Origin of the sequence: Streptomyces lavendulae subsp. lavendulae, assembly GCF_002803845.1 — a bacterium.
Classification (GTDB): Bacteria; Actinomycetota; Actinomycetes; order Streptomycetales; family Streptomycetaceae; genus Streptomyces; species Streptomyces lavendulae.
Genome location: NZ_CP024985.1, coordinates 8107563 through 8127797 on the forward strand (window position 1 = coordinate 8107563; position 20235 = coordinate 8127797).

Genomic DNA, 20235 nt, shown 5'->3' on the forward strand with positions numbered 1-20235 from the left:
GGGAGAGGTGAGTGCTCATGCGGAGATCCCCTCGGCCGGGGTGGGGCGCACGGGCGGCTCGGCCAGGACCCTGCGCATGTCGCGAACGGCGTGCCAGGTGCCCCGCCAGGTCCCGGTGACCTTCGACTTCCCGGCGCGCGGCAGGTAGGGGATGTCCGTCTCGGTCACCCGCCAGCCCGCGTCGGCGGCCCGTACGACCATCTGGAGCGGGTATCCGCTGCGGCGGTCGGTCAGGCCCAGAGCGAGCAATGCCTCGCGGCGCGCGACCCGCATCGGCCCGAGGTCGTGCAGCCGAAGCCCGGTGCGGCGGCGCAGCATCCGTGAGAGTGCGAGGTTCCCGGCCCGGGCGTGCGCGGGCCAGGCGCCGTGTCCTTGCGGGCGGCGTCGGCCGAGCAGGAGGTCGGTCTCGCCGGACGCGATCCGCTCGGCCATGGGCGCGAGCAGGCCGGGGTCCATGGAGGCGTCGCAGTCGCAGAAGCAGACCAGTTCGGCCCGTGCGGCGAGCAGCCCGGCGTGGCAGGCGGCGCCGAAGCCGCGCCGGGTCTCGTGCACGACGGTGGCGCCGAGGGAGCGGGCGATGTCGGCCGAGCCGTCGGTGGAGCCGTTGTCGACGACGATGGCCCGCCATCCGGCGGGCACCCGGGCCAGCACCCAGGGGAGGGCTTCCGCCTCGTCGAGGCACGGCAGTACGAGGTCCGCGAGGGGCGGACGGGAAACAGAAGGAGTCACCCTCCACAGGGTAGGAACCGCAGGGGCCGCAAGGGCGGCCGAAGACCTTACGAAACGCGGACACCACGTCGTACGGCGGCGGTCCCGGGCTCAGCCGATCGCGGCCGCCGACTCGCGCTGGCCCGCCCGCGCGAACTCGGTCATCCCCTCGGCGAAGCCGACCACCGGACGCCAGCCCAGCTCCTCGCGCAGCCGGGCGGAGTCGGCGGTGATGTGCCGTACGTCGCCCAGGCGGAACTCGCCCGTCACCACCGGGGCGGGTCCGCCGTGCGCCGAGGCCAGTTCCGCTGCCATCTCACCGACCGTGTGCGGCTCCCCGCTGCCGGTGTTGTACGCGACCAGCGCGCCCGCCTGCCCGGCGGCGACCGCTTCGAGCGCCACCGCGTTGGCCGCCGCCACGTCCGCCACATGGACGAAGTCCCTCCGCTGGGCCCCGTCCTCGTAGACCCGGGGGGCCTCGCCCCGGGCGAGCGCGGAACGGAAGAAGGAGGCCACCCCGGCGTACGGGGTGTCGCGCGGCATGCCCGGCCCGTACACGTTGTGGTAGCGCAGCGACACCGCACGGCCCTCCACGCACCGGGCCCAGCTCGCCGCCAGGTGCTCCTGGGCCAGCTTCGTCGTCGCGTACACGTTGCGGGGGTCCGTCGGCGCGTCCTCGCCGACCAGACCCGGGACGAGCTCGGCTCCGCAGTCGGGGCAGAGGGGTTCGAACCGGCCCGCCGTCAGGTCCTCGGTCCGACGCGGCCCGGGGCGAACCGTTCCGTGCCGCCCGCAGGTGTACCGGCCCTCCCCGTAGACCACCATCGACCCGGCGAGTACGAGCGCCCCGACCCCGGCGGCCGCCATCTCCGCCAGCAGCACCGCCGTCCCGAGGTCGTTGCAGCCCACGTAGTCGGGGGCGTCCACGAAGTCCTTCCCGAGCCCGACCATGGCCGCCTGGTGGCACACCGCGTCCACTCCGCGCAGCGCGGCCCGGACCGCACCGGCGTCCCGTACGTCGGCGCGGACGAACTCGGCGTCGGGCAGGGGCGGTGTGCCGGGGTGGGCGGCGGGCAGCAGGGCGTCGAGGACGACGGGGTCGTGCCCCCGGTCCCGCAGGGCGGTGACGATGTGGGAGCCGATGAACCCGGCCCCTCCGGTGACGAGTACGCGCATGCTTCCGACGCTACGCAGTGCGCGGCCCCCGGGGGGTGTCCCACGCGTGCGCGTAAGACTTCCGTCATGCGTTGACGCGGGCACCAGGGTGCCGCGCACACCGTGGGTGAGGGCCGTCCGGGGGAATCACCGGTCCCGGACGCGCCACGGCCACCGGGCGCGGCGAGACATGGGAGATGACCGCTCACGAATACCTGGCCTGGAACACCGGTTCCTACGCTCGTGCGATCCACACCCCGGAGCGCGCCCCGTCCCTGTCCCTGTGCGACGCGGAGGGCTGGTCCCTGACCCTGGACGTGGACAGGTGGTGCGCCCGGGCGGACGACGCCGACCGGACGGTGTTGCGGCGGTGCACCGGCCGGGTACTGGACGTCGGGTGCGGCGCCGGCCGCATGGTCGAGGCCCTCGCCGGGCACGGCCACCACGTCCTCGGTATCGACGTCTGCCCCGCCGCCGTGATCACGACGGCGTGCCGGGGCGGCTCGGCGGTGAGCAGATCGGTCTTCGACCCGCTCCCCGACGAGGGCCGGTGGGGAACGGCACTGCTGATCGACGGCAACATCGGGATCGGCGGCGAGCCCCGGCTGCTGCTGCACCGGATCCGGGAGCTGGTGGCTCCGGAGGGTCTCCTCCTGGTGGAGACCGCCGCCCGTGAGGTGGACGAGCGCCGCCGCGTCCGGATCCACTCCGGCCACCGCCCGGTCAGCGCCGTCTTCCCGTGGGCCGTGGTCGGAGCCGCGGCCCTCGGCCGCCACGCCGAGGCGTCGGGATGGACCGAGACCGAGCGGTGGAGCGGCGCCCGAGGACGTCACTTCGTGGCGCTGCGGGCCCGCCGGTGACCCCGGTGCAGGCGCCGGGTCCGTACGACCAGGACCACGGCCGAGGCCGCGAACAGCGCCGCGGTGATCAGTAGCCAGCGTCCGAGGAACCCGTCCGCGGGGAGGGCGGTCGCGGCCGTGTAGTGCTCGACCCGGCGAAGGACCAGCGGCCACCACACCAGCAGCAGGACACCGGAGACGAACGCGGGCACCCGGACGTAGTTCACGCTCACCCGCGGGGCGGTCCGGCCGGCGCCCGCCCCCCGCGTGAACAGCGCCTGCGCCGCCCGGTCGGTCACCGAGTACAGGGGCAGCAGGACCAGGTCGTGGAGGAGCGCCGCCCCGACGAACCAGACGGCCACCCCGAGGGTGTCCCCCTCGAACAGGCGCAGACCGGCGTAGGCGGCGAGGGCGAAGGAGACCAGGACGAGCAGCAGGTGCAGTGGGGAGGCGCCGTAACGGCGCCGGAAAGCGGTCGGTGCGCTCATGCGGGCTCTCCGAACGTCAGCCGGGTGACCCACTTGGTGTTGTGGACCCCCGGAGCCCCCGCGACGATGACCCGCGCCGGGTAGCCGTGGTCGGCCGAGAGGACCGCCCCGTTGACGCGGACGGCCAGGAGCGAGCGGCCGTCACGGACCTGGTTGTCGCCCAGCACGGCCGACCTGAACGAGCCGCCGCGCTGCACCGACTCCACGAGGACCGGCGGCGTGTCCACCCCGAGCCCGACGAGGGCGGCCAGATCGGTGAGCCGGACCCCGCCCCACCGTTGGTCGGGGGTCGACCAGCCCTCCACGCAGGCGATGGGCAGCGCCGACTCGTGCTGCGCCATGGCCAGCAGCTGCCCGTACGTCAGGTCGACCTGACGCCCCTGGCCCCGTACGGTCAGCCGCCAGGCGGGGCCGACGTCACTGGGCCGGATGCCGACCGAGGCGGCGGTCTTGTTGATCTGGAACCCGTTCGGCCCCGAACCGGGGTCCCGGCCGTGCGGGGCCAGCAGCGCGGTCTGTCGCCACCACCCGCCGATGCTCTGCCCCGCCGTGACCACCAGCAGCGCCAGAGACCCCAGACCCACCATGGCCAGGGCGCCCCGCCGGGAGATGGTGGGCGCCGCGGGGCGGGGCGACACCAGCCCGACGGCCTCCTCGCTGCCCGCGGGCGGCTCCCCGGGACCCGCCCGTACCGCCCTCAGGGCCCTGGGCAGCCGGAAGGCCACGTGCACGACGAAGGCGCCGATGAACACCCAGGCCCCGTAGAAGTGCAGCGTGTAGAAGGAGCCGGGGAAGATGTAGTGCAGCTGGACGTTCAGGATGCCGGTGACGAACTCGAAGCCGGCGCCGCCGACCAGCAGGAGCAACGACAGCCGCTCCAGGGCGTGGCTGACCGAGCGGACCGGTGGCCACTCGAACAGCTTCGGAATGACCGACCACAGTTTCGCCAGCAGCACGGGTACGAGGACGATCCCCAGCGTCACGTGGACGCCCTGGGTGAGGCGGTAGAGCCAGTACGGGGACGTCGGCCAGGGGAACAGGTAGAAGCCGAGCCAGCCCTTGTCCGGCGTCTGGTCGTTGACCGCCGCGAGATCGGGGTCGTACGCCGCGTACGACAGCAGGCCCGTCACGAAGACCACCGTGATCCCGAACAGCAGGACCAGCCCGAACACCGCGGTCAGCCACGGACCGCGCAGCGGACTCCGCCAGAACTCCGGCCGGGCCGGCCCCGGCGGCGGCGTCCGGCCCGCGCCGGCGGCCTCCTTCGGGGAGGGTCCGGCCGTCGGCGGGGCAGCAGGCTTCGCCGGTCCCTCGCCCTTCGCCGGTCCCTCGCCCTTCGCCGGTCCCTCGCCCTTCGCCGGCCCCCCGCCTTTCGGCGGCGGCACGTCGTCCGCCTGTCCCCGTCCGATGCCACTCGTACCCATCGGGTACCTCCACGGGCCACCCATTCGCGCTGTTTCTTCGCATTCCGCCTGCCCGAAGAACATGCCGCACGCGTGCCGCACCTGCTCCGGCGACACGCCAGGCAAGAGGAAGCGGAAGTCGCGTCAGATTCCGTTCGGGGACCCGTAAACGGCAGCCATCGGGGAGGCGCCGGTGGTGACGTAGTCGTGGATCCCGGCGAGGTAGGCATCGCGCCCGACGAATCCGGCGTGGCCGGTGTCCAGGTCATCGAAGGCCCGGTCGGCGTCCTGGGCCGTGTTCCGCGAGGCGACCCGCAGACGGGTGAACTCCTCACGGGAGAGCCGGCCGTCACCGTCGAGGTCGGCGACGTCGAAGAGGGACCCCAGGGCGGGACGGCAGGAGCGCTCGAACGCGTCGTGCCCGGCCCAGGTGCGGTACTCCTCGAACGTCACCCGGCCGTCGTGGTCGGCGTCCATGTCCGCCCAGACCTCCTCGTGAGCGGCGCGCGCGGCACCGACCACGGGGTGGTCGGCCCCGCGCCCCATCGCCGCAGCCGCGCGATCCACCCTCGCGAGGTACTCCGCCCGCGTGATGACGCCGTCACCGTCCACGTCCAGCATGGCGAAGATCCGCCGCTTGGCCGCATCGGTGATCGTCACGGTGGTTCCCTGAGACATCGGTCCTGCTCCCGCCTGTTCGGTCGACGAACCCCCACCGACACCCGCGGCGGCCGTGCCTCGGACCGCCGCAGGAATGCCGGGGAGGTGACACGGGCAAGATCATCACAGACCGTCAGGGAGCCGCCACCCTCCGCACCGACTGTCCCCCGGACGGCCGAACGTCCCCGGTGGACCTCCGTGTGCGGGCGACGCCGACGGCGGCTCCGGAACCCGAACGGCGGGGGATACGTCCCACCGGCGGCCGGTGTCGGGGTGCGGGAGGTCGTGGGATGCGTGTACGGACGGGAGTGGCCGTGGCGGCGCTGCTGCTCATGGCCGGCTGCGGACCGGGCGCCGTGCCCGCCGGTCCGGCGCCGGGGGAGACGGCCCCGGCCTCCGCCGGCGCCGGGTGCGGGACCGCCACCGAGGTGACCGTCACGGCGGCGGACAACGGTCATCACGTCTGTCTGGACAGGCGGGGCACGGTCCGGGTACGCCTGCCGGGAACGCCCGCCGCCCCGGTGACCGTGTCGGGGACGGCGTTGGCCGAAGTGTCCGAGCACCTCTACCGGGGCGTGTCGGCCGGTACGGCCGTGCTGGCGTCCACGGTCCCGGTGTGTGCGTCGCCCGCCGGGCCGGGCGGGGTCCGCTGCCTCGCGGTGACGGCCTGGCAGGTCACCGTGGTGGTGCGGTGACCGCCTCATGGGCGGACGGGCCCGGACCGGTGACTGCGGTCCGGGCCCGTCCTTCTTCACGTGCGGGTCAGCCGGTGGTGACCGAGGTGTCGTCGATCACGAACGAGGTCTGCAGGCTGGGGTCCTCGGTGCCGGTGAACCTGACGGTCACCGTCTGTCCCGCGAAGGAGGACAGGTCGAAGGACTTCTGCACGTAGCCGGTGTTCTTGTCGAGGTTGGAGTACGAGGCCAGGGTGGTGGAGTCGGCCTGGACGGTCAGCCTGTCGTAGGCGGTCGCGGTGGTCGTCTCCGCCGTGTCGATGTGCAGGTAGTAGCTGAGGGTGGTGTGGCAGCCGGCCGGGATCTTCACCGACTGGGAGAGCGAGTCGGTGTGCGTGGAGCCGTAGCCGTCCAGCCAGGCCTTCCAGGAGCCGGAGCGGGCCGCCTCGCCGCTGCCGTTGTCGACGACGCCGCTGCTGGCGGTCCAGGGGTTGGCGCTGCCGGTCTCGAAGCCCGGGTTGCCGAGGAGCTGCGTGGCGCCGCAGCTGCCGCCTGCCGGGGTGACGGTCCAGGTGAAGGAGGCGGTGCCGACGGCGTTGGTGGTGTCCTTGGCGGTGACCGTCACGTCGTAGCTGCCCGTGGTGGTCGGCGTGCCGCTGATCAGGCCGGTCGAGGCGTTGATCGACAGACCGGGCGGGAGCCCGGCGGCGCTGAGGGTGAGGGTCTCGCCACCGGCGGAGTCGGTGGCCTGGATCTGCAGGGAGGCCGCGGTGTCCACCGTGGTGGAGCGGGGTCCGGGGTTGGCCACGGTGACGGTGTTCCCGCCGGTGCCGCCACCGGTGAAGGCGGCGGTGCCGTTGGGTGTGCCCAGGCCGGTCGGACCGTCGTAGCCCGCCTTGGCGGTGCAGAGGTAGCTGCTCCCGCAGGAGCCGTTGGCGCCGCTGGTCACGTCGTTGAGGGAGGCGGTGTGGGCGTACGGGTACGACGAGGGGTAGCTGCCCGCCGCCGGGGTTCCGGCGAGGGCGTAGACGGCGGCGACGATCGGTGCCGAGGCGCTGGTGCCGCCGTACACGTTCCAGCCGTTCGCCTGGTAGCTGTCGTAGACGGCGAGGCCGGTGGCCGGGTCGGCGACCGCCGAGACGTCGGAGACGGTGCGCTTGGCGCAGCCGCTGTCGTGCTGCCAGGAGGGTTTGGCGGTGTAGGCGGAGCAGCCGGAGCCCGCGCCGTTGCCGCCGGAGCCGGTGCCCCAGACCGATTCGGACCAGCCGCGCGTCGTGCCGCCCGCGCGGTTCAGCGAGGTGCCGCCGACGGAGGTGACGTACTGGGAGGCCGCCGGGTACTCGACCCCGTAGCCGCTGTCACCGGAGCTGACGGTGATCGCGACGCCCGGGTGGTCGAAGTACGAGGAGTCGGAGCCCGGGTCGGTGGAGTCCTCGCCGCCGCCGTAGCTGTTGGAGACGTACTTCGCCCCCATCGTCACCGCCCGGTTGACGGCCGCGCCCAGGTCGGCCATGGACGGCTGGGCCGCCTCCACGAGCAGGATGTGGCACGACGGGCAGACGGCGCTGACCATGTCCACGTCGAGGGAGATCTCGCCGGCCCAGCCGGAGTCGGCGGTCGGGTAGGCGGTCCCGCCGTTCTGGTCGACCTTGCGGAAGCAGCCGTTGGCGGTGGTACAGGGCGGCAGGCCGTACTGGGAGCGGTACGTCGCCAGGTCGGACTCGGCGTTCGGGTCGTCGTAGGCGTCGATGATGGCCACCGTCGCGCCGGCGCCGGCCGAGGCGGGCAGTGCGTAGGCGCTCCGCAGGTCCGTGGGGCCGTAGCCGGACGGCAGGATGTCCGGTGCCAGGCTGAGCTGTTGCTTGAGGTCGGTGCGGGCCAGTGCGTGGCAGGCCATGAAGCCGGCCTCCGCGGGCTCCGAGCAGAGCCGCCGGGTGTGCACGGCGGAGGCGGAAGCGCCGGGAGCGGCGGGTGCGGCGGAAGCTTGGGCGGGCGACGCGAGCGCGCATAAGCCGCCGGACAACAGCGCGGCCGCCGACAGGGCGGCGGTCACGGCGCGGCGCGTGAGTCTTGTGGCGCGGCAGGCGGGTTTCGATGGCAATGAACTGCCCTCCATGGGGGGTCGGATCCCCGCGGCGCGGGACGTGGCCCCCATGAACTGCCAGGTCCATGACATGTCTGGGACCAGGGGACACCGCGGGTTGCGAGTGGCGCAGGTTCATTGGTGCTGACTGCCACCACGTTCAGTGGTGGCCACCGATGAACGTAGTGAGGGGCAGGCCCAAGGGAATACCCGTCGAGGGCAAAGGATTGCTTTCGGACAGTGATTTCCGCGTATACCGTGTCGTGCCATGGAGTTGGACGACGGTGCCGTCAACGACCTCGTGGCGCTGGGCCTTTCGCGCTACGAGGCACGGGTCTACCTCACCCTGGTCACGCGGGAGTCGTACACCGCGGCGGAGGTGGCGCGTGCGGCGCAGGTCCCCCGCCAGCGGGTCTACGACGTACTCGACGCTCTGGTGCGAAGGCACCTGGCCATCCCGCGCCCCGGACGGGTGGCCGGGTACTCCGCCGCGTCACCCGAGCTGGCCCTCACCCGGCTGACGGCCCTTCGCAGGGAGTCGCTGGAGCGGCTGGAGCAGGCGTCGGCCGCACTCGCCACCGCCCTGACACCGGTGTGGACCGCCGGACGGGCCCACACCGATCCGCTGGACTACATCGAGGTGCTGCGCGATCCCAAGGCGATCGCCGAACGGTTCGCCGGCATCCAGGAACAGGCCGCCCACGAGCTGCTCAGCTTCTGCAAGCCCCCCTTCGTCGCTCCCGCGGCCAATACCGAAGGCATCCGGACCGTCCGCAGGCTGCGGCGGGCCGGGGGCACCGCCCGCGCGGTCTACACCCATGACGCGCTCGACGACGCGGACGTGCTGGAGAACGTACGGCGGTTCGGCGAGGCGGGGGAGGAGGCCCGGTTCGCGCCGGAGCTCCCGCTGAAGCTGGTCGTCGCCGATGCCTCGCTGGTGCTGTGCGACATGCCCGACCCGATGGCCGGTACCGGTGCCACCACCGCCCTGTTCATCGAACACCCGGCGCTGGCCGCCTGTTTGAGGATGTCGTTCCTCGCGGTCTGGGAACGGGCCGCGACGGTGGCCGGGTTGGACGGCCCGGGCCACGTCGGTCCGTGAGACCGGCCGCGTCGGTCGGCCTCCCGGAACCGGGACGTCAGCTGGAGCCGGTGCCGCCTCCCCGTCGGCTGCCGCCGTAGGGGAGCAGGGCCATCTCACGGGCGGTCTTGACGGCCGCGGCGATCCTTCGCTGCTGCCGGGCCGTGACCCGGGTGACACGGCGACTGCGGATCTTCCCGCGGTCGGAGATGAACTTCCGCAGCAGATCGGTGTCCTTGTAGTCGATGTGGGTGACCTTCGCCGCCTCCAGGGGATTGGGGCGGGATTTCACGGGCTTGTGCGTGCTCTGACGGCGGGGCATGAGGGTTCCTTCTGCGTCGTGGACGATGGAGACGGGTGCGATCCCGGATGGTTCAGGGGACAGGGTCGAGGAGGGAGTCGAAGGCGGCGGGGAGCGTCTTCCAGGCCTCGCGTCCCGCCGCGTACTCGGCGTCGGTGAGCAGACAGGACTCCAGGAGCCGTTCCAACCCCTGGCGGTCGAGGCCGGGCGAGGTGAAGACGAGGTGCTGACAGCAGTCGCCGTGTTCGGGGTGCCAGTCGAGTGAGGCCGCCGCTCTGCGCATCGGCGCCACCATCTCCCAGGCGGCGTCCGGGAGGGAGGCCAGCCAGGGCCCGGCCTTCTCCACGCACAGGGCGCCGCCGGCGGCGTCCCAGGCCAGCAGGGTGTCGGGGCGGTCGGCGAGCCAGAACCGGCCGCGGCTGCGGGCGGCGGCGCAGCAGAGGTCTTCCAGCGCCTCGTAGAGGCGTTCGGGGTGGAAGGGGCGGCGCCGGTGCCACACGAAGGTGGTGACGCCGGCCTCCTCGGCCTCTTGGGGCAGCAGTGCGCAGGCCGGGTGCTGGGCGGCCGCCGCCGCTTCCACGTCGAAGCCGGCGAAGGCCAGCCGGGCGAGCGCGCCGGAACCCGCGGGCACGTGGTGGGCGGTCGGGTGGAGCTGGGCGAGGAGGGCCCGGTCCTCGTCGTCGGCTTCCTCGCCGTCGACGAGGGCGAGTACGGAGGCGTATTCGAGTTGGCGTGCCCAGGTGTCTCCCACGGTGCGCTGGTCGGAGGCCGCCGCCGCGAGTCCCGCGTCGGCGAGGTCGTCCCCGTTGACGAGGTACGGCAGGACCAGCGCCGGGTCGACAGCGGTCATGACGCCGGTGAGATCGAGTGCGTCCCCACCGTGTTGCGCGATGACCTCGGCCATCGCCTTGGGCTCGACGGAGTCCCAGAGCTCGACGACGGCCAGCCGGGTCGTACCGCCGACGGCCAGCCGCTCCAGCTCCGGGACCAGGTCCTCGCGCAGCGCGCAGCAGGCGCAGTCGTTGATCAGGGGGGTCTCGCCCCGGGAGAGCTCGCCCGAGGCGTCCCGCACCAGCCGCAGCACCGTGCCCGCCGGCGCGGTGGAGAGGTCGTGGTGCAGGGCGACGCTGCCCGGGACGGTGTGCAGCAGCCGGTCGACGACCTGCTTGCGGGCGTCGCAGTGGAGCCCGCCGACGATGACGACGGGCAGGGTCACGCCTTGCTCCCGTAACGGCGCTGGAAGCGCTCGACGCGGCCGGCGGTGTCCAGGACCCGGGCGGTGCCGGTGTAGAAGGGGTGGCTCCGCGAGGAGATCTCCACGTCGATGACCGGGTACGTGTTCCCGTCCTCCCATTCGATCGTCTTCGCGCCGGTGGCCGTCGAGCGGGTGAGGAAGGCGAAGTCGGCGGCTTTGTCGCGGAAGACGACGGGGCCGTACGCGGGGTGGATTCCGGGCTTCATGACGGTGTCCTTGAGTCAGGGGGCGGGGGCCGGCGCCACTTCGGCGCCGGCCGTGCCGCTACTATACGGGAATGGAAATCGTTTCCAATAACGGTTTCCGCTCTCCAGAGAGGCAGGTCCCCCTTGTCCGCCCACTGTCAGCTGACCGGCGCCCGGCCGGGCTTCGGCAACAACGTCGCCCACTCGCACCGGCGCACCTCCCGCCGCTTCGACCCCAACATCCAGAGCAAGCGCTACTGGCTGCCCGGCGAGGGCCGGTACGTACGGCTGAGGCTCTCCGCCAGGGCCGTCAAGACGGTCGACGCCATCGGTGTCGAGGCCGCCGTGGCGCGGATCCGCGCCCGGGGGGTGAAGGTCTGATGGCCAAGCGGAGCAAGGTCGCGCAGAACGAGAAGCGCAAGACGGTCGTCGCGCGGTACGCCGCCCGGCGTGCGGAACTCAAGGAGGTCATCCGGCGCCCGTCCTCCACGGAGACCGAACGCGCGGCCGCGCTGGCGGAGTTGCGCAGGCAGCCCCGCGATGCCAGCGCGACGCGGGTCCGCAACCGTGACGGCGTGGACGGGAGGCCCCGCGGACACCTCCGCAAGTTCGGACTGTCCCGGGTGCGCATGCGGGAACAGGCGCACGCCGGATTCCTTCCCGGAGTCACCAAGTCGTCCTGGTAGTACGGCGGTCCGTCACATCGGTGTGCCCACGTCCCCGACGGGATGCGGGCACACCGGAGGCCGGCGTCGGCCGGGGCGGCCGCGCAAGCCGCCGAGCCGGGGCCCCGGCGTCACGCACCACGTCCGCCCCGGGCCGCCCCGGCCGTCGGTCAGGGACCCGAGGCGGCGCCCAGAGCGGCGGTCCGCAGGGCGGCCGCGAGGCGGACGACGGGCTCGGGCGTCGGCCCGGGGAGCCGCGCCAGCAGCAGACGCCGCTGCTCCTGCCGGTCCGCCGCGGACCGGCAGGACGCGCACGCCCGGCGGAGCCGCGGCGGCCAGCCCGGCCGGCACGGTGGTCAGCCCGCAGCCTGCGGCCACCAGATGCCGTTTCGCCAGCCGGTCCCGGGCCGTGTGCACGATCTCGGGGCGCTCGTCCAGCCCCGGCCACACCCCCATCAGCCGGTCCGTGCCGGACGGGGAAGCGGCGATCCACTGCTGTCCGCGCAGGTCGGCCACGTCGACGAACTCCCCGCGGGCCGGCGGATGCTCCGCCGGCACCGCCAGACACAGGGCGCGCTCCGTCAGCGTCTCCGACGCCAGCGGCGGCGATTCGTCGTCCGGAGCGCGGAACGACGGAGCCGACGCCAGCAGCGCGATGTCGATGCTGCCCGCCCGCAGGTCCCGGGCCAGCGCCGGAGTGGTGCCCTCGCGGCTGACGACCCGCACGTGCGGCCAGGGCGCAGGGCACCAGCGTCGTACCGGAGGTGGCGCGGCGCCCCGGTACCCGGGCCCGCGTCGAGGGCCGGGTCCTCGACGTCACCGACACCGACGCCATCGACCGGCTCGCCGACGAACTCGCGGCCCGGCACGGCGGCGTCGACGTCGTGATCTCCAACGCCGTGGCCCGCGTGCTGCCGGAGGAATCACAGGCCGCACGCGCCGACGAGTTCATCGACGTGTCCAACACCGCCACCCACGCGATCCTGCGCTCCTTCGGTCCCGTCCTGCGCCCCGGCGGCCGGCTGCTCGTGGTGGCGAGCAGCCTGGGCACCCTCGGCCACCTGGATCCCCGCCTGCGCCACCTCTTCGACGGTGCGGGCCTCGACCAGGTCGAGTACGCCGTCGAGTCCTGGCGTACCAGCGCCACACCGACGGCGGCCGGGGCGGCGGCACCGTCCCGGCCGAACTCATGAAAACGGTCGGCCGGGGTGCCGCCACCACCGTCCTCGTGGCCACCTCGCCCCTGCTGCAGGGCAGCGGCGGCCGCTACTTCGCCGACTGCAACGAGGCCGAGGTCCTCGACCGCCGGGGCGCCCCGCTGCTCGGAGTGACCCGCTACGCCCTCGACCCGGCCGGGGCCCGGCGCCTGTGAACCCTGTCCGAGGCGATGCTCGCGGACGCGGCGGGGGTATAGGACCGGCCTATGGGGTCATCGGGCGGCGGGTCCTACCAGCGGCTTCGGGGCGGGGCGACATTGGGGGCAAGAGCCTTTCGATGAAGCAAGGACACCATGTACACCCTCCTCTTCCTCCTGATCTCCGTCTGCGTATGGGCCGTCCTGCGTGACTGGCCGCGCAGGACACGGCTGTTGCTGTGGGCCGGAACCCTGGTGCTCACCACGCTCGCGTTCCTTCCCCACCTCGACCGTTCCTTCGGCCTGAGCTTCTGAGGAGGGGCCGAAATGACCGCCACCGCTACCACCGTGACCCCCGAAACCTCCCCCGGGCGGGGTCTGCCCCCCGCCCGGCTCACCCACCGGCTCGGCCTCTGGTTCGCCCACGCCTACGTCCTGGGCATGTGCGCGACCATCGGCGGCGCGTACGTCTTCCAGTTCGGCCTGTGGGAGTACCCCTGCCCGATGTGTCTGCTCCAGCGGATGTTCATGCTGCTCAGCGCACTCGGCCCGGCCATGATCATCGCCCGCTCGCGCAAGGGCGCCGTGGGAACCGCCGAGTTCGCGTCCGGGTGGGGCGTCGCCATCGTCTCGGCGCTGATCGGCAGCACCGTCTCCGCCTCGCAGGTACTGATGCACATCGTGCCCCCGGACCCCGGATACGCCGGTGCCCTCTTCGGCCTGCACCTGTACACCTGGGCCGCGATCACCTTCCTGGTCGCCGTGCTCGCCGCCGCCGTGAACCTCGTCCTGGCGCACGGTTTCCAGCCCCTGGGCTCCGCCCAGGCCTCGCCGGTCCTGCGTGCCGCGGGCGGCTTCACCCTTGCCGTCCTGGCGTTCTTCGCGGTCAGCAACCTGGTGGCCTGCTTCCTGCTGCAGGGGGTCCACTGGCAGATGCCCGGTGACCCGACCGCCTACCGGTTCTTCACCGATCTGCTGTCGTGAGGCCGCGCGGCTACGATCCACGGCTTGAGGCAGCCGAAGGCGGTCCGGCGCTCCACCGGGGAGACGCCGGGCCGCCGACAGCCGCGCCGCCTTCCCTGTCGGCGGACGGAGCTGCGCAACGTCGGCGTCAAGGAATTCTTGACAAGCCGATCATGTCAAGGTTTCCTTGACGCATGGTGATCTTGAATTCGAAGGCCCGGAACCGGGCCGCCCTGGCCGCCCGGGCGGCGGCTCACGACTCCGCCGAGCAGGCGCGCCGCGACGAGGAAGTCCTCGATGCCCTCGAACCCCTTGCCGGGCTGAGCAGATGAACGACGGACCGCTGCTCCACCCGACGGAGGCGGACCGGATCCGGGAGGGGATCGCCGCAGCCGTACTCGGCGCCCCCGAAGGGCTGGCCGACTCCCTCGAACACGACGCCCACGGGTACCTGCGCCTGCTGGACGCCTCGCGCGTCGGCGCCGAGGAGGCGAGTCGGCTGCTGCGCCAGGCCGTTCAGGGCGCCAGGGCCGCCGGTCACAGCTGGGACACGGTGGGCCGCGTCCTGGGGGTGAGCCGCCAGGCCGCCCAGCAACGCTTCGCGGGCAAGGCCGGGGGAGGGGATTCGCCGGCGCCGCCCAGCGGGGGATCGGACGCCCCCGAGCGCCGCACGCTCGGCGGGCTGACCGCGTTCGACGAGATGGCGGCCCTGGAGGAGGCCGGACGTGACGGTTGGCACGTGGTGGGTTACGGCCCCTTCTTCCATGAGGTGGAGGCCTCCGACCACCCCTGGGAGCACTGCCGGGTCGCCCTGCCGTCCGCCGCGCGGCACCGGCGGATGGAATCCGAAGGATGGATTCCGGTCGGTGCGGGATGGTTCCCGTGGCGGTACTACAAGCGACCCCTCAACCCGGACGCCTGAGGTCGCGGCGGTACATGCGCACGCCGCGCACCCTTCACTTCACCTATCGATATTCGATAGATTTCCATTGAGGGTCGATGGGAGGACAGGTCGTGGGGAAACTGACAGTGGGTGCGCTGCGCGCCGTGCTCGTGGTGGTGCTCGCAGGCACCGTGTTCGTACAGGCGTCGATGGTGTGGGCGTTGGCCACCGATCCCGAGGACGGGTCGCTCCCGCTCACCCCGCTGCGCGTGATCACGATGCTGGGCATGGTGTCGGCCCAGGTCGTCATGGTCTGCGTATGGCGGCTGGTGACGATGGTGCGGCGCGGAACCGTCTTCTCCCACGCGGCCTTCCGGTACGTGGACGGAGTGATCGGCGCGATCGTGGCGGCCGCCCTGCTGTGGTTCGCGGTCACGATCGTCAATGCGCCGGGCCAGCGTGAGGACCCGGGCGTCACGGTCATCATGGGCGGGGTCGGCGTGGCCATCCTCGGCGTCGCGCTCATCGTGCTCGTGCTGCGGATGCTGCTCGCCCAGGCCGTCGCGCGCGATGTCGAAGCGGCGCGGATGCAGGCCGAGTTGGACGAGGTGATCTGATGCCGATCGCCGTCGACATCGACGTGATGCTGGCCAGGCGGAAGATGTCCGTGGGCGAGCTCGCGGACCGGGTGGGGATCACGCCCGCCAACCTGGCGGTACTCAAGAACGGCCGTGCCAAGGCGGTGCGCTTCGCGACGCTCGCCGCGCTCTGCGAGGTACTGGAGTGCCAGCCGGGCGACCTGCTGCGCTGGGAAGCCGGGGAAGCCGGGGAGGCCGGGGAAACCGGGGAAGCCGGGGAGGCCGAGGGAGCCGGGGACGGATGACGTGCCCCGGGGGGCGCCGACCGTCCTCCCGCCGGCCGCTCGGCGCCCGGCGGGGGAGGCCCGTGTGCTACCTGAACAGACGGGTCACCGGGGGCGGCCATGCGATGGGTGCCGCCATTGCGGCTCACCCAGTCGCGGACGAGGCCGACGGCGTTGGCGCACTGCCGGCTGTCGTCGTACTCGCGCACTCCGGTGAAGGCCGCGTAGCCCGCGGTGATGCCGTCCACACGCCCGTCGCCCAGTAGTTTGTCGACGTACCACGGGTCGTTGTACGTCGTGGTCCAAGACGGCGCGGCCGCGAGTCGTCCGGCGTCACGGTCCCCGGCGCCCTTCTTCGGTTCGGCGCACGTGTAGGGCGCTGATCGGCTGCTGCCGCCGGGCTCACACCGAGTGCGGTGGTGCCGATGACCGCGCAGAGGGTCGCGACCAGTGCCCGTAACGTCCGTTGGCCTGCACCACGCCTGAGGTCAGTGGTCAGAACGTACTCCTTGGAGTCGGCCTGCCGGAGCGGCAGTTGATCCCGCCGCCCCATGGCGACACCCGATACATGCATGATGAATGAAGTTCGGCCGATGGCGCCCCCGGTGAGACGTCAACTTGGGCGGTGACTGATTCACCCTCAAGTGGGTCGAGCGCTTGCGGTTTGACGGAAGCTTTCGGTCGTGACGGCGCGGACGGGTGGGCGCCGGGAGGCGAGTGTGGTGGGGGCGGCGTGCCTGTGCCGTCAGGGATGACGGCGTGGCGGGAGTGGTCCCGGGGCGGGTCCCGCAAACCCGCCGCGCGGGATTGGCCGAGCCCCTCCATTCGTCACTTTACGTGTTCGGCCGCATGGGATGCCCTTACGGAGTGTCCGCTCCGCCACGGCACGCGCGCAGTCGCGGCCGATCGGCGGTGCGTTCCGGCAGCGTCGACTCGAAGGGAACAACCATGACCACACCTCCCGCTCCGCTCCGGGTTGCCCTGGCCAACGGCAGCTTCGAACAGCCCGTCGTGGCCAATGTGGAGATCCTGCCCGACGCCTCGCAGACGCAGGCGTCCAAGCGGGTCCCGGGCTGGCTCACCACCGCCTCCGATCACAGGATCGAGCTGTGGCACTCGGGGTTCCAGGGCGTTCCGGCGGCGGACGGCACCCAGTTCGCCGAGCTCAACGCGAACGAGGTCTCCACGCTCTACCAGGACCTGCCGACGACCCCCGGCAGCAAGCTGTACTGGCGGCTGTACCACCGCGGGCGCCAGGGGGACGACACGATGGCGCTGGACATCGGCGCACCCAGCGCCCCCGTGGAGCAGCGGCGCTTCACCGACGGCAACACCGCCTGGGGTTACTACACCGGCACCTACACCGTCCCGGCGGGCCAGACGCTGACGCGCTTCGCGTTCCGTTCCATCTCCGCCGCAGGCGGGAACCGCAGCGTCGGCAACTTCCTGGACGGCATCTTCTTCGGTACCGCCCCGTACGTGGTGCTCGACAAGACCGCCGCCCCCACAGGGCCGCTGGAGGTGGGCGACGTCATCACCTACCGCATCGCCGTGAGGAACGAGGGCGGCGGCGCGGCGGAGAACCTCGCCCTGACCGATGTCATTCCGCAGGGAACGACCTATCTGCCCGGTTCCCTGAGGATCATCGACGGCCCCAACGCCGGGGTGAAGAGCGACGCTCCGGGCGATGACCAGGCGCACTACGACAGCGGGGCGGACAAGGTCGTCTTCCGCCTCGGCAACGGCGCCGGCGCCGTGGACGGGGGCAGCCTGCCCAGCACCGAGACGCTGCCGGCGGGGACCACGGTCGAGTACCGGGTCACCGTCGACCGCGCAGCCGGCGGCGGGCAGATCAGCAACACCGCGAGCGCCGCGTACGAGAACCGGCTCGGAGACAAGCCGGAACCCCTGACATCCACTTCGAACGAGCAGGTCACGCAGGTCAAGCCGGCTGCCGATCTGAGCGTGACGAAGGCGGCCGACGCGACGACCGTCACCGTCGGCCAGACGGTGACCTACCGCCTCACCGTCCGCAATGCCGGTCCGAACGACGCCACCGGCGTCACCGTCACCGATCAGCTCCCCGACGGCCTCGCCTTCCTGTCCGCCGACGGCCCCGGAAGCTACGACCCGGCCACCGGACTGTGGAGGGTGGGAGGCCTGGCGGAGGGTGCCGGTGCCACCCTCGTGCTGCGGGCCAAGGCCACTGCGGCAGGCCTGATCGGCAACACCGCCACGGTCACCGCCAACGAGAAGGACCCCGACACCACCGACAACACCGACAGCGTCAGCGTCTGCGTCGAACCGGCCCCCTCCTGCTGCGACCCCTGCGCCGGCCGGAACTAGCCTTCCTTGGCCACGCCCGCCCCCGTCAGGAAGTCCAGGAGGAGAGCGGTGACTTCCTCGGGGCGCTCCAGGGAGGGGAGGTGGCCGGCCCAGTCGAGGTCCAGGTGGCGCGCGTTCGGGAGGAGGTCGGCCAGGGCCACGGCGATCTCGCGGTAGTCGGCGAAGTCATGGGCTCCGGTGATGGCGAGGGCGGGGGCCGCGATCCCGGAGAGGTCGAACGTGGGGGCCGTCGGCGGGATTTGCTCCGCCGCCTCCGCCTCGTTCGCCGCCGGCACGGACGGCTCGGCGGTCTCGGCGGCGGCTTCGGCGGCCAGCTGGATCCGGAAGGCGTGCCGCTGCATGTCGGCGACCGCCGCGCGGGTCCCGGGGGTGGCGTCCGGGCCGAGCCAGGTCTCGACGTTCAGGGCCACCGCGCCCTCAAGGTCGTCCGCCTCCAGCAGGGCGTCCTCCCGGGCGCCCCAGGCGCGGAGTTCCGCACTCGGCGCGCGGCCGGGCAGGCCGGAGGCGAGCAGGGCCAGGGCGGTGACCCGCTCCGGGTGGCGCGCGGCGGCGGCCAGGGCCAGCTTGCCCCCGTACGAAGCGCCGACCAGGGCGGCCCGCTCGATGCCGAGCGAGTCCAGCAGCTCCCACACGTCCGCGACGGGGTCGTAGTCGCCCGTCTTGGCGGGGGTCTCGCCGAAACCGCGCAGGTCGGCGCGGACCACCCGGTATCCGGCGGCCTGCAGGGCCTCCCACTGCGGATCCCACATGCGGCGGTCGCAGACGCCGGAGTGGAGGAGGACGAGAGCAGGGCCGGAACCGGCCGCGTCATGAGAAAGGGTCACGCCGCCGATCATGTCCGGCCGGAGACCTTCCATCAAATGGGTATTCGATCACATGGGCATTCGATGCGCCTCGGCCCGTCTTTCAGGCCCGGCCGAGCAGGCCCGCCCCGGCGGCGCCGTCCGTCCGGGCGGAGAAGAACGCGCGGAACGCGGCGACGAACTCCGCCTCCTCGACCCGGCCGTCCCCGTCCGCGTCCATCTCCCGGAACCCGTCGTTGAGTTCGGCCGGGTGCACCCGAGGCCCCCCGAACAAGACCCGGTACTCGTCCGCCCCCAGGCAGCCGCTGCCGTCGGTGTCGGCGGCCCGGAACAGCGCCCGGAGCGCCGGTACGAGGCCGTTCTCCAGGTACGCCGGGTCACGGTCCACCCCGGCCAGCATCGCGGACACGAACTCGCGGCAGTCCACGCCTCCGTCGCCGTCGGCATCGGCCGCCTGCCGGAGCTGGCGCCACCAGCCCTCGAACGCGGCGTAGACCTCGTCCTCCCGTTCGGCGGGCAGTTCGAGCCGCCAGCACACGGTGTGCACCATGGCCTGGAGGTCGGCGGAGTCGACCCTGCCGTTGCCGGTCTGGTCCAGGACCTGGCGGAAGAACGCCTCCAGCCTTGCCGGACGGGAGTCGCCGCCGCTCCGCGTCCTCGGCACCACCACCCTTGCGGGCGCCGCCGCGCCGCTCACGGACCGGCGGCGGTAGCGCACCCGGTCGGGCGCCAGGGCCATGGCGTGGCGCAGCCCGTGGTGCAGCGTCCACGACAGCGCGGCGCCCCCGGCCCCGCGCGAGGTCCCGAACCTCTCGTGCCAGGCCGCCGGCAGGTCGGCGACCGTGAGGGCGGCCAGTGCGCGGGAGATCACCACCCGCAGCAGCGGCCACGCGGGTGCCAGCCGCCCCAGCCGGCGCGGGGCGGGGGCCTGGCGGAGCATCCCGTACAGCATGTCGCGGACCTCCGGACCGTACTCCAGTACCTCCCGGACGGTCCGCTCCACATACGCCGGAACATCGCCGGCGCTCGCCGGGAACACCTCGGCCGGGATCCCGAGGGCGGCGCAGACGTCCAGGAACTCCGCGTACAGCAGGTCGAGTTCGGCGGCCGACAGGGGATCGCCGGACAGTTCGCGCATGGCGGTCATGGACTCGTACAGCGTCACCATCACCCAGCCGCGGACCGCGGGATCCTCGGCGCTGTACTCCCGTCCGGCCGCGTCGGTCCCGTGGATGCGCCGGTGCGTGCGCTGGAGGCGGGCCACTTCCAGGCGCCGTTCCTCGGGCCCGGCGAAGAACAGCCGGCTGCCGCTCTCCATGGTGTGCCCGATCCGCCGCCAGGGGTGGGCGCGGTAGGTGGAGTACCGGTCCATGCCCGCGGCGACGACGGGATGGGCGATCTGCAGCACGAGCAACCGCCATGCCACGAGTCCGATGCGCCGCTCGCCGAGGGTGCGCCGCAGCAGGGTCTCGACAGCGGGTAAGGCCACAGAGGTCACAGGAGTTTCCTTCTCTCGTAGGGGCACCA

General features: G+C 72.8%; 24 protein-coding genes and 2 pseudogenes. 14 read left to right on the forward strand and 12 right to left on the reverse strand.

The features are described from left to right. Positions 1–15: 15 nt before the first annotated feature. Both SLAV_RS36455 and SLAV_RS36460 read right to left on the reverse strand, forming a co-directional pair. Positions 16–729, reverse strand: a complete 714-nt coding sequence (locus SLAV_RS36455) for a glycosyltransferase family 2 protein (RefSeq protein ID WP_030238125.1) — start codon at positions 727–729, stop codon at positions 16–18. A 90-nt stretch (positions 730–819) separates the two neighbouring features. Continuing rightward, positions 820–1884 (reverse strand): NAD-dependent epimerase/dehydratase family protein, encoded by a 1065-nt coding sequence (locus tag SLAV_RS36460; protein WP_030238122.1) that lies wholly within the window; start codon positions 1882–1884, stop codon positions 820–822. Positions 1885–2060: 176 nt separating this feature from the next. On the opposite strand from SLAV_RS36460, the gene SLAV_RS36465 reads away from it, so the two are divergent. Then, positions 2061–2723: a class I SAM-dependent methyltransferase gene (locus SLAV_RS36465; RefSeq protein WP_167456815.1), complete on the forward strand. Its 663-nt coding sequence runs from the start codon at positions 2061–2063 to the stop codon at positions 2721–2723. On the opposite strand, the gene SLAV_RS36470 is transcribed toward SLAV_RS36465, so the two are convergent. The 3 genes from SLAV_RS36470 to SLAV_RS36480 form a co-directional block, all read right to left on the reverse strand. Continuing rightward, positions 2693–3190: a hypothetical protein gene (locus SLAV_RS36470; protein ID WP_030238117.1), complete on the reverse strand. Its 498-nt coding sequence runs from the start codon at positions 3188–3190 to the stop codon at positions 2693–2695. The two genes, SLAV_RS36465 and SLAV_RS36470, sit on opposite strands and share 31 nt — an antisense overlap. Beyond that, complete coding sequence (locus SLAV_RS36475) at positions 3187–4614, reverse strand: molybdopterin-dependent oxidoreductase (RefSeq protein WP_078950584.1); 1428 nt, start codon at positions 4612–4614, stop codon at positions 3187–3189. Before SLAV_RS36475 ends, SLAV_RS36470 begins: the two co-directional genes overlap by 4 nt. Positions 4615–4737: 123 nt before the next feature. Then, positions 4738–5253 (reverse strand): EF-hand domain-containing protein, encoded by a 516-nt coding sequence (locus SLAV_RS36480; RefSeq protein ID WP_267884271.1) that lies wholly within the window; start codon positions 5251–5253, stop codon positions 4738–4740. A 290-nt stretch (positions 5254–5543) separates the two neighbouring features. Here SLAV_RS36480 and SLAV_RS36485 point away from each other — a divergent pair, with 290 nt between their 5' ends. Further along, positions 5544–5948, forward strand: a complete 405-nt coding sequence (locus SLAV_RS36485) for a hypothetical protein (RefSeq protein WP_030238109.1) — start codon at positions 5544–5546, stop codon at positions 5946–5948. 67 nt (positions 5949–6015) lie between these two features. Here the strand turns inward: SLAV_RS36485 and SLAV_RS36490 are convergent, their stop codons facing one another. Next, complete coding sequence (locus tag SLAV_RS36490) at positions 6016–8043, reverse strand: putative Ig domain-containing protein (RefSeq protein ID WP_051841327.1); 2028 nt, start codon at positions 8041–8043, stop codon at positions 6016–6018. 235 nt (positions 8044–8278) lie between these two features. On the opposite strand from SLAV_RS36490, the gene SLAV_RS36495 reads away from it, so the two are divergent. Continuing rightward, positions 8279–9112: a TrmB family transcriptional regulator gene (locus SLAV_RS36495; protein ID WP_100661196.1), complete on the forward strand. Its 834-nt coding sequence runs from the start codon at positions 8279–8281 to the stop codon at positions 9110–9112. Positions 9113–9149: 37 nt separating this feature from the next. Here the strand turns inward: SLAV_RS36495 and rpsR are convergent, their stop codons facing one another. The 3 genes from rpsR to SLAV_RS36510 are packed head-to-tail and all read right to left on the reverse strand — an operon-like array spanning position 9150 to position 10853. Further along, positions 9150–9413 carry a 30S ribosomal protein S18 gene (rpsR, locus tag SLAV_RS36500; protein WP_030238104.1) on the reverse strand — a complete coding sequence of 88 codons (264 nt, stop codon included), beginning with the start codon at positions 9411–9413 and terminating at the stop codon, positions 9150–9152. 52 nt (positions 9414–9465) lie between these two features. Then, a complete protein-coding gene (locus SLAV_RS36505) occupies positions 9466–10608 on the reverse strand; it encodes a CobW family GTP-binding protein (RefSeq protein WP_030238101.1) in 1143 nt (380 codons plus the stop codon). Further along, a complete protein-coding gene (locus SLAV_RS36510; RefSeq protein WP_030238099.1) occupies positions 10605–10853 on the reverse strand; it encodes a type B 50S ribosomal protein L31 in 249 nt (82 codons plus the stop codon). The genes SLAV_RS36505 and SLAV_RS36510 overlap by 4 nt, the downstream gene beginning before the upstream one ends. Before the next feature lie 123 nt (positions 10854–10976). Here SLAV_RS36510 and rpmB point away from each other — a divergent pair, with 123 nt between their 5' ends. Then, positions 10977–11213 carry a 50S ribosomal protein L28 gene (gene rpmB / locus SLAV_RS36515; RefSeq protein WP_030238096.1) on the forward strand — a complete coding sequence of 79 codons (237 nt, stop codon included), beginning with the start codon at positions 10977–10979 and terminating at the stop codon, positions 11211–11213. Then, entirely contained in the window at positions 11213–11518 is a 306-nt protein-coding gene (rpsN, locus tag SLAV_RS36520) for a 30S ribosomal protein S14 (protein ID WP_030238093.1), read from the forward strand. Before rpmB ends, rpsN begins: the two co-directional genes overlap by 1 nt. A 149-nt stretch (positions 11519–11667) precedes the next feature. On the opposite strand, the pseudogene SLAV_RS36525 reads toward rpsN, so the two are convergent. Continuing rightward, positions 11668–12229: pseudogene (locus tag SLAV_RS36525) on the reverse strand (LysR substrate-binding domain-containing protein); the annotation flags it as partial. Positions 12230–12258: 29 nt separating this feature from the next. Between SLAV_RS36525 and SLAV_RS36530 the strand changes: the two are divergent. The 9 genes and pseudogenes from SLAV_RS36530 to SLAV_RS36565 all read left to right on the forward strand — a co-directional run. After that, positions 12259–12639: pseudogene (locus SLAV_RS36530) on the forward strand (SDR family oxidoreductase); the annotation flags it as partial. A gap of 47 nt (positions 12640–12686) precedes the next feature. Next, positions 12687–12869 (forward strand): hypothetical protein, encoded by a 183-nt coding sequence (locus SLAV_RS36535; RefSeq protein WP_030238089.1) that lies wholly within the window; start codon positions 12687–12689, stop codon positions 12867–12869. Positions 12870–13007: 138 nt separating this feature from the next. Continuing rightward, positions 13008–13166: a hypothetical protein gene (locus tag SLAV_RS41260; protein ID WP_158740843.1), complete on the forward strand. Its 159-nt coding sequence runs from the start codon at positions 13008–13010 to the stop codon at positions 13164–13166. A 12-nt stretch (positions 13167–13178) separates the two neighbouring features. After that, positions 13179–13835, forward strand: coding sequence for a disulfide bond formation protein B (locus tag SLAV_RS36540; RefSeq protein ID WP_051841326.1), 657 nt, complete (start codon positions 13179–13181; stop codon positions 13833–13835). 173 nt (positions 13836–14008) lie between these two features. Beyond that, the gene (locus SLAV_RS41265) at positions 14009–14146 is read left to right on the forward strand and encodes a hypothetical protein (protein WP_158740842.1); all 138 of its coding nucleotides are present in this window, start codon (positions 14009–14011) and stop codon (positions 14144–14146) included. After that, the gene (locus SLAV_RS36545) at positions 14143–14736 is read left to right on the forward strand and encodes a hypothetical protein (protein ID WP_051841325.1); all 594 of its coding nucleotides are present in this window, start codon (positions 14143–14145) and stop codon (positions 14734–14736) included. The genes SLAV_RS41265 and SLAV_RS36545 overlap by 4 nt, the downstream gene beginning before the upstream one ends. A gap of 92 nt (positions 14737–14828) precedes the next feature. Next, positions 14829–15314, forward strand: a complete 486-nt coding sequence (locus tag SLAV_RS36550) for a DUF2975 domain-containing protein (protein ID WP_030238081.1) — start codon at positions 14829–14831, stop codon at positions 15312–15314. Further along, a complete protein-coding gene (locus SLAV_RS36555) occupies positions 15314–15580 on the forward strand; it encodes a helix-turn-helix domain-containing protein (RefSeq protein WP_030238077.1) in 267 nt (88 codons plus the stop codon). Before SLAV_RS36550 ends, SLAV_RS36555 begins: the two co-directional genes overlap by 1 nt. A gap of 927 nt (positions 15581–16507) precedes the next feature. After that, the gene (locus tag SLAV_RS36565; RefSeq protein ID WP_030238075.1) at positions 16508–17905 is read left to right on the forward strand and encodes a CLIPPER-2 domain-containing protein; all 1398 of its coding nucleotides are present in this window, start codon (positions 16508–16510) and stop codon (positions 17903–17905) included. Here the strand turns inward: SLAV_RS36565 and SLAV_RS36570 are convergent. Both SLAV_RS36570 and SLAV_RS36575 read right to left on the reverse strand, forming a co-directional pair. After that, positions 17902–18729 (reverse strand): alpha/beta fold hydrolase, encoded by an 828-nt coding sequence (locus SLAV_RS36570; protein ID WP_030238072.1) that lies wholly within the window; start codon positions 18727–18729, stop codon positions 17902–17904. The genes SLAV_RS36565 and SLAV_RS36570 overlap by 4 nt on opposite strands. Before the next feature lie 82 nt (positions 18730–18811). Then, on the reverse strand, positions 18812–20206 hold the full coding sequence (locus tag SLAV_RS36575) for an oxygenase MpaB family protein (protein ID WP_030238069.1): 1395 nt from the start codon (positions 20204–20206) through the stop codon (positions 18812–18814). Positions 20207–20235: the final 29 nt, after the last annotated feature.

Coding starts and splice junctions, on each gene's coding strand:
- SLAV_RS36460 (WP_030238122.1), bottom strand. CDS start 1,884: ATGCGCGTACTCGTCACCGGAGGGGCCGGGTTCATCGGCTCCCACATC.
- SLAV_RS36465 (WP_167456815.1), top strand. CDS start 2,061: ATGACCGCTCACGAATACCTGGCCTGGAACACCGGTTCCTACGCTCGT.
- SLAV_RS36470 (WP_030238117.1), bottom strand. CDS start 3,190: ATGAGCGCACCGACCGCTTTCCGGCGCCGTTACGGCGCCTCCCCACTG.
- SLAV_RS36475 (WP_078950584.1), bottom strand. CDS start 4,614: ATGGGTACGAGTGGCATCGGACGGGGACAGGCGGACGACGTGCCGCCG.
- SLAV_RS36485 (WP_030238109.1), top strand. CDS start 5,544: ATGCGTGTACGGACGGGAGTGGCCGTGGCGGCGCTGCTGCTCATGGCC.
- SLAV_RS36490 (WP_051841327.1), bottom strand. CDS start 8,043: ATGGAGGGCAGTTCATTGCCATCGAAACCCGCCTGCCGCGCCACAAGA.
- SLAV_RS36495 (WP_100661196.1), top strand. CDS start 8,279: ATGGAGTTGGACGACGGTGCCGTCAACGACCTCGTGGCGCTGGGCCTT.
- rpsR (WP_030238104.1), bottom strand. CDS start 9,413: ATGCCCCGCCGTCAGAGCACGCACAAGCCCGTGAAATCCCGCCCCAAT.
- SLAV_RS36510 (WP_030238099.1), bottom strand. CDS start 10,853: ATGAAGCCCGGAATCCACCCCGCGTACGGCCCCGTCGTCTTCCGCGAC.
- rpsN (WP_030238093.1), top strand. CDS start 11,213: ATGGCCAAGCGGAGCAAGGTCGCGCAGAACGAGAAGCGCAAGACGGTC.
- SLAV_RS36535 (WP_030238089.1), top strand. CDS start 12,687: ATGAAAACGGTCGGCCGGGGTGCCGCCACCACCGTCCTCGTGGCCACC.
- SLAV_RS41260 (WP_158740843.1), top strand. CDS start 13,008: ATGTACACCCTCCTCTTCCTCCTGATCTCCGTCTGCGTATGGGCCGTC.
- SLAV_RS36540 (WP_051841326.1), top strand. CDS start 13,179: ATGACCGCCACCGCTACCACCGTGACCCCCGAAACCTCCCCCGGGCGG.
- SLAV_RS41265 (WP_158740842.1), top strand. CDS start 14,009: ATGGTGATCTTGAATTCGAAGGCCCGGAACCGGGCCGCCCTGGCCGCC.
- SLAV_RS36545 (WP_051841325.1), top strand. CDS start 14,143: ATGAACGACGGACCGCTGCTCCACCCGACGGAGGCGGACCGGATCCGG.
- SLAV_RS36555 (WP_030238077.1), top strand. CDS start 15,314: ATGCCGATCGCCGTCGACATCGACGTGATGCTGGCCAGGCGGAAGATG.
- SLAV_RS36565 (WP_030238075.1), top strand. CDS start 16,508: ATGACCACACCTCCCGCTCCGCTCCGGGTTGCCCTGGCCAACGGCAGC.